This is a genomic window from Fundidesulfovibrio magnetotacticus (assembly GCF_013019105.1).
In the GTDB taxonomy this organism is placed as follows: domain Bacteria; phylum Desulfobacterota; class Desulfovibrionia; order Desulfovibrionales; family Desulfovibrionaceae; genus Fundidesulfovibrio; species Fundidesulfovibrio magnetotacticus.
In genome coordinates this window covers 47,335-55,337 of sequence record NZ_BLTE01000021.1, presented here as the reverse complement: position 1 = coordinate 55,337, position 8,003 = coordinate 47,335, and the positions used below count along the sequence as shown (strand labels likewise).

Genomic DNA, 8,003 nt, shown 5'->3' with positions numbered 1-8,003 from the left:
CCGTTCCTGCCGTACGGGTCCACTGTGGAGCGTGCGCCCGTCCCGAAAGTGTGCACGTGGGGCGTTGCGCCGCTGGGCATCGGGGTCGGCGCCGCCTCCCCCGGGCGTTGCCAACCCGGGCCCTTTTGCTGTACAGCGGCTCAGATTTGGCGTGCCTTTACGAATCCAACCACACGGACCAGCCATGAACCCAAAGCGCCCCCTCACGCCGGAGACCTACTACCGTCTCCCCTGGAACCTGTCGGACAACTCCATCACTTGGCTCGAACCCACCACCAAGTGCAACCTCTACTGCGAAGGTTGCTACCGCGAGAACGACCCCGACGGCCACAGGCCCCTGGAGGACGTGATCCGAGAGCTGGAGACCGTGCGCACCCTGCGCCGCACCGACGGCATCTCCATCGCGGGCGGAGAGCCGCTCATCTACCCCCACATCGTGGAGCTGGTGCGCTACGTGGCCGCCCAGGGATGGAAGCCCATCATCAACTCCAACGGGCACGCCCTCACCCCCGCCCTGGTGCGAGACCTCACCAAGGCCGGGCTCGTGGGCTTCACCATGCACGTGGACTCCCACCAGAAGCGCCCCGGCTTCTCCGGCCAGACCGAAGAGGAACTCTGCGACCTGCGCCTGAAGCTCGCCAACATGATCCACGAGCACGGCGGCGGCAAGGTGGCCTGCGCCTTCAACGCCACCATCTACCGCGACACCCTGGACAAGATCCCCATGCTCACCCGCTGGGCGCAGGACCACATGGACCGCGTCCAGACCATGGTGTTCATCCTCTTCCGCTCCGCCAAGGCCCAGGCCGGCTTCGACTGCCACGCCGGCGGAAAGCCCGTGGACATGCACCAGCTCGTCTACCAGCTGGACCACATGGAAGCCCACAAGGACATCGTGGCCCAGGACGTGGCCGACGTGATCCGCACCCAGGACCCGGCCTTCGAGCCCTGCGCCTACCTCAACGGCACCGAAGACCCCCGCTCCATGAAGTGGCTGCTCACCCTCAAGGTGGGCCGCAAGGACAAGACCCTGGGCTACCTCGACCACAAGTTCGCCGAGATCGTCCAGGTGTTCCACCACCTCTTCACCGGCACCTACCTGGCATACGCGCGCCCCACCCTCACCAACACCGCCCAGGCCCTCTTCCCCCTGGCCCTGGTGAACAAGAGCGTGCGCAAGATCTTCTGGGAATGGCTCAAGGAGCCCTCCCGCATGGCCGAATGCCTGCACATCCAGTCCGTGATGATCATCCAGCCCTGCGACGTCTCCGAGGACGGACGCCAGAACATGTGCGACGGCTGCCCCGACGCCATCCTGCACAAGGGCCGCATGGTCTGGAGCTGCCGCGTGGACGAACTGGAGAAGTACGGCACGTTCATCACCTGCACGCCGCGCGGCGGTTGCTGCGGCGGCGGACAGAAAGCCGCCCCGGCCCCCGCGCCCGAAGCTCCGGCCGTCAAATCGCCCGACGTCCCGGCCGTCAAATCGCCCGACGTTCCGGCCGTGAAGGCGCCCGCCCCGGTGGCCGTGAAGCCCGAAGCGCCCCTGGCAGTGAAGCCCGAGGCCCCCGTGGCCGTGGCCGCCCCTGCCGAAGCCCAGGCCGCCGCCACCGCTCCCGCGGAGAAGGCCCCGGAACAGGCCCCGCTCCTGGCCGCCGAGCCCCAGGCCGCGCCCGCGCCCAAGTCGGCTCCCAAAGCGGCCCCCAAGCCCGCCTCCAAAGCCAAGCCCGCCAAGGGCAAGGGCAGAAAGTAGCACCCACAAGCGACCTCACGAGGGGCGGGCCGCCCGGCCCGCCCCCACGGAATCCCCCATGACCCACCCCCGCCCAGCATGAGCCAGCCCTCGGACAACGGGGGAGCGGCCGCCGCGTCCCACGGCGTCATCGGCAAGTTCCTGCACCTTGCCTCGGCCCAGACCATCAAGGATCTCCTCCACACCGCCTTCTTCATCTACCTGGCCCGCGTGGACCAGAGCCACTACGGCGAGTTCCAGCTGGCCTTCAGCACGGCCATGATCGTGCTTTTCCTGGGGGAGTTCGGGCTCAACCAGCCCCTGGTGTCCGCCCTGTCCAAGAAATACGGGCACAAGGGCGACATCCTCATGCAGTACACGCTTATCAAGGGCGTGATCCTCGTGCTGGGCTGGCTGGGCGTCACGGCCTTCATCATGCAGCAGCGCTACACGGGGGGGCTCACCAACCTCATCCAGGTGATCACCGCCGGGGTGGGCCTGGAGGCCCTGGCCTCCACCTTCTTCGTGGCCTGCCGCGTGCAGGGGCGACAGGACCTGGAGGCCCGCATCCGCTCCATCGGCGCGGTGTGCGGCTACGGCTGGGCCCTGGCCACCCTGGCCCTGGGCTTCCAGCCCCACTGGATCGCCCTTTTCAAGATCATCGAGAACGGCATCAACCTCCTGGGCGGAGCCTGGATCGCCGTGAACCGCACCGACGTGCAAGACCTGGCCTTCAAGGGCAAGGCACTGGCCAGGACCTGGAACACCGCCAAGGGCGGCGTGGTCTTCGTATTCATGGCGCTCTTCTCCATCCTCTACAACAAGGCCAACCTCTTCTTCCTCCAGAAGTACGCCGGGCCGCATTCCGTGGCCCAGTACGCCGCCACCTGGGAGGTGGTGGACGCCATCCAGATCCCCATCTCCAGCCTGCTCATGAAGAGCGTGCTCTACCCCCTCTTCGTGGGCCTGTGGCGGCACGACAAGGAAGCCTTCGACCGGCTCAAGGACAACTCCGTGAAATGGCTCCTGGGGGCCTCCATCCCGGTGATGTTCTTCCTGTGGGCCGAATCGGACCGCATCATCGGCATCATCTACGGCCCGGACTACCACCAGGCCGCGTTGCTCCAGAAATGGCTCGTGCCCTCCGTGCTCTTCAGCTTCATCCACAACCTGGCCGCCTACCTGCTCATGAGCCAGCACCGGCAGTGGACCCTCTTCTGGATTTACGGGGCGGGGCTGATCCTGAACATCGCCCTGTGCAGCGTGTTCATCCCGGGCGACCCGCTGCTGGGCGCGGGCATGGCCATCGTGCTCACCAAGGGCGTCGTGGCGCTGTGCTCCACCGTGACCTGCCAGCGCTCCATGGGCCTCATCAAGTGGCGCGCCGTGAGGCCCGTGCTGGGGGCCGCGTGCCTGGGCGGGGCGCTCTACTACGCCCTGGGCCTGACCCACGTGCGCGAGCTGGCCGAGGCCGGGGCGCTCTCGCCCTTCGCGGTGCTCGGCTGGAAATGGTGGAAGGAGATGAAGGCCCAGGCGCGCGCGGCCTGAAGCCCGGGGCGCTTCAACGCCGCCAGGGCGGATGGCTGACGCCGCCTACGCCGCCCGGCGCGTCTTGGCCCCCACCACCAGGGAGTGGAAGGGGCGCACCAGCCGGAAATAGAGCGGGCCGCGCCAGTTCTTGAAGCGCACGAAGGTCATCACGCGGTAGCCCCTTGCTCCGCCCTCCAGGGTGTCTGCGGTCACCGCCAGCACCGCGCGCAGGTGCGCGTCGTCGGCTTCGCCCGCCCAGTAGGACCCCTCGCGGGCCGCAACGGTCCTGAAGATCCAGAGCATGCCCCCCGGCTCGAAGGGGATGGATTCCGGCCCGGTCGGCGCGTCCGGCTGGAACGCGTGGCGGATGCCCAGCAGGCGCGCCAGGGGCGCTCGCAGGGCGAAGAGCGCCCGTAGCCACCAGGGCCTGTACGAAAGAAAATCCGCCAGATAGCGGCGGATTTCCTTGCGGCTCGCAGCGGCGAACTGGTCGGCGAAATCGTAGGCCCCCACGGCCTCGAGCACCTCGGGCGGCAGCGAGAGCTCCGAAGGCTGGCCGTTCACTGGCGGATCACCCGCAGCACCTTGCCGCCCCAGCCCACCTTGTAGGACGTGCCCCTCCAGCGCATGTGGAAGGTGGTCCAGGTGCGCAGGTAGCACCAGGCGGCCATGAGGGGCGTGGCGAAGAAGCCCAGGGTCCAGGGGAGCAGGCGCACGCGGAGCGGGGCGAGCTGGCGGTAGAGAAGCCCCAGGCCGAAGAAGGCCGCGCCGTAGAGCGCGGCGGCGCCCAGCCACCAGGGGTCCGCCGCGCCGAACACGGCCCCCAGAGCGCCGAAGAGGGCCAGAAGCGCCGGGCCGAAGAAGAGCCAGATCACGGGGACGACCCCGAGCCACATCTCCGGCGTGCAGAACTTCAGGTAGAGGAGCTGGCGCGTCAGCCAGTCCTGCCAGATGGCGAAGGGCACGCTCTTGAGCGGCGTCTCCAGGCACGCCTCGCCCACGGGCCAGGTGCGGATGCCCTTCTTGGCCAGATGCGGCCCCAGGGAGAAATCGTCCACGATGTTGGTGGACCAGACGGCCTGGATGCCGTGTTCCTCGAAGGCCTTGCGGGAGACGGCCATGGCCCCGCCCCAGGGCTGGGTGACGGCGCGCACGGGCTGCAGGCAGTGCAGGAACATGCAGGCCAGGAGCATGCCCAGGGTGGGCGTGGTGTCGTTGTGGGGCACCACGCGGTGGAACCCGCCGGACATGACGCCCTTGCCCTCGGCGATGGGCCGGGCCAGCAGCCGGGCCAGATCAGGCCGGGCCACGTGGGTGGAATCGCAGAAGACGTAGATGTCGGCCCAGTGCCTGGCCTGTGCCACGCCCGCCAGGAGGTTGTGGTTCTTCTGGCCGCTGGTCTCGGCGGGGCCGCTCACCAGGCGCACGGCGTCGCCGCGCCCCGCGATAAGGGCGTCGATCACGCCCACGGCCGGGTCGGACCCGTCGCGGGTGACAAGGAAATAGCGCAGGTTGGGATAATCCTGCTCCAAAAGGCTTTTCAGGCCCGCGCGCACGGCCGGGGTGTCGCCGGTTACGGGCACGATCATGGCCACGCGGGGCGACGGCTCGAAGGGTTCGGGGCCTTTGTAGGGGTTGCGCAGCCCGGCCAGCACGTGGCGACGCCCGGCGTTCCACAAGGCCAGGAGCAGCAGGGCTTCGGCCAGGGCCGAAAGGACGAAGAGGGTCTTCACGAAATGATCCTCGGGCGCTTCACTGCGCGGGGGGGTAGTTGGGCGGCCATTCCAGGCCTCCGGGATGGGTGCGGCCGGGCTTCACGCGCCTGGCGTCCATGGCGATGGTGGGGCCGTCCTTCATGATGAAGTTGCCGGAGACGCGGCCTTCCGGGGATACCTGGCCGCTGAAGCGGTTGCCGCTGCTGCCGTGGAAGGCCTCCACGGAATTGCCGGCCACGATCCCGATGAGGTGGTAGGTGTTGCGTTCGCCCGCCCGGGTGGTCACGTAAGCCACGCCCCAGAGGAACTGGCCCTTCTGCTCCAGGTGGCATTCCACGGTGTTGCCGAAGAAATCGGCGGTCCAGAGGCCCTCCACGTTCTGGGGCTGGGGAGCGGCCAAGGCCGGCAGGGCCAACAGGAGGGCTACGGCGAGACAGATCGTTTTCATGACGGCTCCGAAGAGGTATGCGGCGCGCCCCGGCTGGAACGCGCGACGCGCCGCTTATAGACGCTTCCGTGCGGGTTGAACAGCCCCCCGGCAGACTGGCGGAACCATCGCGCGGGGTGCGGTGCGAAGGCCCCCCGGTCGGCCGCGGGAGAGGGCTTCGTCAAAGGGCCGTCAGGGCTGCCGGAGGCGATCGAGCAGTTCCTCGTGGCGCGCCACCATGGACCGAAGGGAGAAGTCCTCCACGGCGCGGGCGCGTGCCGCGCGGCCCATGCGCTCCCTGGTCTCCTCGTCGGCCAGTAGGCGCTCCAGGTTACGGGCCAGGCCCTCCGGGTCCCCAGCGGGGGAGAGACGTCCGGTGCGCTCCTCCTCCACCACCTCGGGAATGCCGCCCACGGCCGTGGCGGCCACGGGCACGCCGCAGGCCATGGCCTCCAGCACCACGTTGGGCAGCCCCTCGCGCAGCGAGGAGAGCGCCAGCACCGAGGCCTGCCGGTAGAAGGGCACCAGGTTCGGCCCGCCGGGGAAGACGCGGATGTTGCGCCCGCACTCCAGGCGGCGCGCGGCGAACTCAAAGCGGCCCTTGAGAGGGCCGTCGCCCACGAGCCAGAGTTCGGCGTCGGGCATGCGGGCGTGGAGGCGTTCGAAGGCGGCCAGGAGCGTGGGATGGTCCTTGTCGTCCACGAAGCGGGCCACGCAGAGCACCACCTTGCGCACGGGGCCGATGCCGTCGGGGTCAGGGCTGAAGCGGTCGGTGTCCACGCCGTTTCGGATCACGGTGACGGCGTGGTCGGGCCTGCCGAGCTTCAGGAGCGCGTCCTTGAGGGCCTGGGTGTTGGTGATGTGGTGCCCGGCCAGGGGCGCCAGGAAGCGTTCGTGCTGGCGCTTGATGTTGCCGCCTCCGCGCACGGTGCCGAGCACCAGGGGGAGCCCGGCCAGGCGGCCCCAGAGGCGGCCCCAGATGTTGGGCACGGCGGTGAGGGGCATGAGTACGGCGGGGCGCTCCCGGAGGATGGCGGCGCGAAGGGCCAGCACGGACCGAAAACTTACCGATCGCTGATCGGTAATCCACTGCACGGGAATGCCCGCCGCCGCCGCCTCGGGCGCGAAGTCCGCGCCCTTGCAGAGCGACCACAGCTCCGGGGCGAAGCGCGCGCGGTCGATGCCGCGCGCAAGCTCCAGGGCGTGGCGCTGGGTGCCGCCGTAGCACAGGTCCTGCAGGAGCAGGACGAGCCGACAGGGTCCGCTCAAGGGCAGCCTAGTAGCCCATGAGCCCGCAGCAGCGCGTGCAGGCGGGCATGAGCCCCTGGGTGGTGAGGCTCGCGCGGAACTTGCGGTAGGCCTCGTTGTTCCAGATCTCCGTGATGGTGTTCTGCTTCACGTTGCCCACCACGTAGTCGTGGTAGTCGCGACACGGCGACATGTCGCCGCCGGAGTCGATCTCCACGGCCTGGTAGATGGAGATGCACTGGTCGTAGCCGTAGTGCTGGGAGTGGTCGGTGTAGTATTCGCGCAGGTTGTCCACCCCGGTGATGTTGGGGATGATGTTCACGGCGGGCGAATCCCACCCCTTGGAGCGGCGCATCACTTCCTTGAGCTGCGCATCCAGCAGGGCGTACTCCTTGATGGTCCAGTCGCCCACCCAGCCCCAGTGCAGCTTGGGCTTCTGCCCGAAGCGGCGCTCGAAGTCGGCGTCGTGGGCCTTGGCCGAGTCCTCGTCGATCCACCAGGAGAGGTAGAACACGAAGAGGTCCACCTTGTCCTTGAAGGTCTCGTAGATGTCCACCAGACGCCCCACGTTGGCCTGGGAGATGGTGGTGAGCGAAGCCGTGAGCGGCAGCTTCTTGCCTGCGGCCTTCTTGGCCTGGTTCACGGCGTCCAGGGCGTCCAGGATGGACTGGAAGTTGTCGGCCCCCGAGGCAGAGGGGCGCGCGGCGTTGTGGGTGTCGGCGTCGGGGCCGTCGATGGACATCTGCAGCAGGAACATGGGGGCCTTCACCAGCCGCTCGGCCGCCTTGGCGATGCCCGTGGAGTTGGTGGCGATGGACGTGGGCATGCGCAGCACCGTGGCGTGTTCGATGATCTCCAGCCAGCCCTTGTACATGGTGGGCTCGCCGCCCCACAGGTACACCGACGGGAAATGACCGTGCGTGGCCAGGTCCGCCAGGAGCAGGTGGTAGCGCTCCGGCGAGACCTCGGACTTCTTCAGGGCCTTCAGGTCCGCGCAGTGCAGGAAGCCCTGGTCGCCCCACTGGCCGCACGTGTGGCAGCGCAGGTTGCAGATGTCGGTGATGCGCACGGACACCTGGCGGATGGACCGGGCCACGCCCTCGTGGGCGCGCGGGTTCAGGGGCTTGAAGAGGATCTTCTCCTTCTCCAAAGCCGCCAGCCGGGAGGCGATCCACGGATGGCGCGAGACGCGGGCGAAGTTCTTGAGGATGGTTCCCAGGGCGATGCTGGAGCGCTTGGACATGGTACCTCGCGGGCCGAAAATTCGGCGAAGGCGGAGTGTAGGCAACCGCACGGGTTTGTCAACCCGCGCGGCTCCCCCTGAAACGCGGGGTCTCTACGCCGCTCCAGG

Annotated in this window: 7 protein-coding genes; 2 read left to right on the top strand and 5 right to left on the bottom strand. The window is 68.6% G+C overall.

All coding sequences use genetic code 11. The features are described 5' to 3' along the window. Positions 1–184: 184 nt before the first annotated feature. Positions 185–1,753: a radical SAM protein gene (locus NNJEOMEG_RS18175; protein ID WP_173086889.1), complete on the top strand. Its 1,569-nt coding sequence runs from the start codon at positions 185–187 to the stop codon at positions 1,751–1,753. Positions 1,754–1,831: 78 nt separating this feature from the next. Further along, entirely contained in the window at positions 1,832–3,280 is a 1,449-nt protein-coding gene (locus NNJEOMEG_RS18170; RefSeq protein ID WP_173086888.1) for a lipopolysaccharide biosynthesis protein, read from the top strand. 45 nt (positions 3,281–3,325) lie between these two features. Here the strand turns inward: NNJEOMEG_RS18170 and NNJEOMEG_RS18165 are convergent, their stop codons facing one another. The 5 genes from NNJEOMEG_RS18165 to NNJEOMEG_RS18145 form a co-directional block, all read right to left on the bottom strand. Continuing rightward, the gene (locus tag NNJEOMEG_RS18165; RefSeq protein ID WP_173086887.1) at positions 3,326–3,826 is read right to left on the bottom strand and encodes a DUF2867 domain-containing protein; all 501 of its coding nucleotides are present in this window, start codon (positions 3,824–3,826) and stop codon (positions 3,326–3,328) included. After that, entirely contained in the window at positions 3,823–4,995 is a 1,173-nt protein-coding gene (locus tag NNJEOMEG_RS18160) for a glycosyltransferase family 2 protein (RefSeq protein WP_173086886.1), read from the bottom strand. Before NNJEOMEG_RS18160 ends, NNJEOMEG_RS18165 begins: the two co-directional genes overlap by 4 nt. Positions 4,996–5,014: 19 nt before the next feature. Continuing rightward, positions 5,015–5,425, bottom strand: a complete 411-nt coding sequence (locus NNJEOMEG_RS18155) for a hypothetical protein (RefSeq protein WP_173086885.1) — start codon at positions 5,423–5,425, stop codon at positions 5,015–5,017. A gap of 171 nt (positions 5,426–5,596) precedes the next feature. Further along, complete coding sequence (locus tag NNJEOMEG_RS18150; protein ID WP_235957028.1) at positions 5,597–6,673, bottom strand: glycosyltransferase; 1,077 nt, start codon at positions 6,671–6,673, stop codon at positions 5,597–5,599. 7 nt (positions 6,674–6,680) lie between these two features. Continuing rightward, the gene (locus NNJEOMEG_RS18145; RefSeq protein WP_173086884.1) at positions 6,681–7,895 is read right to left on the bottom strand and encodes a radical SAM protein; all 1,215 of its coding nucleotides are present in this window, start codon (positions 7,893–7,895) and stop codon (positions 6,681–6,683) included. Between the last annotated feature and the right edge of the window lie 108 nt (positions 7,896–8,003).

Coding starts and splice junctions, on each gene's coding strand:
- NNJEOMEG_RS18175 (WP_173086889.1), top strand. CDS start 185: ATGAACCCAAAGCGCCCCCTCACGCCGGAGACCTACTACCGTCTCCCC.
- NNJEOMEG_RS18170 (WP_173086888.1), top strand. CDS start 1,832: ATGAGCCAGCCCTCGGACAACGGGGGAGCGGCCGCCGCGTCCCACGGC.
- NNJEOMEG_RS18155 (WP_173086885.1), bottom strand. CDS start 5,425: ATGAAAACGATCTGTCTCGCCGTAGCCCTCCTGTTGGCCCTGCCGGCC.
- NNJEOMEG_RS18145 (WP_173086884.1), bottom strand. CDS start 7,895: ATGTCCAAGCGCTCCAGCATCGCCCTGGGAACCATCCTCAAGAACTTC.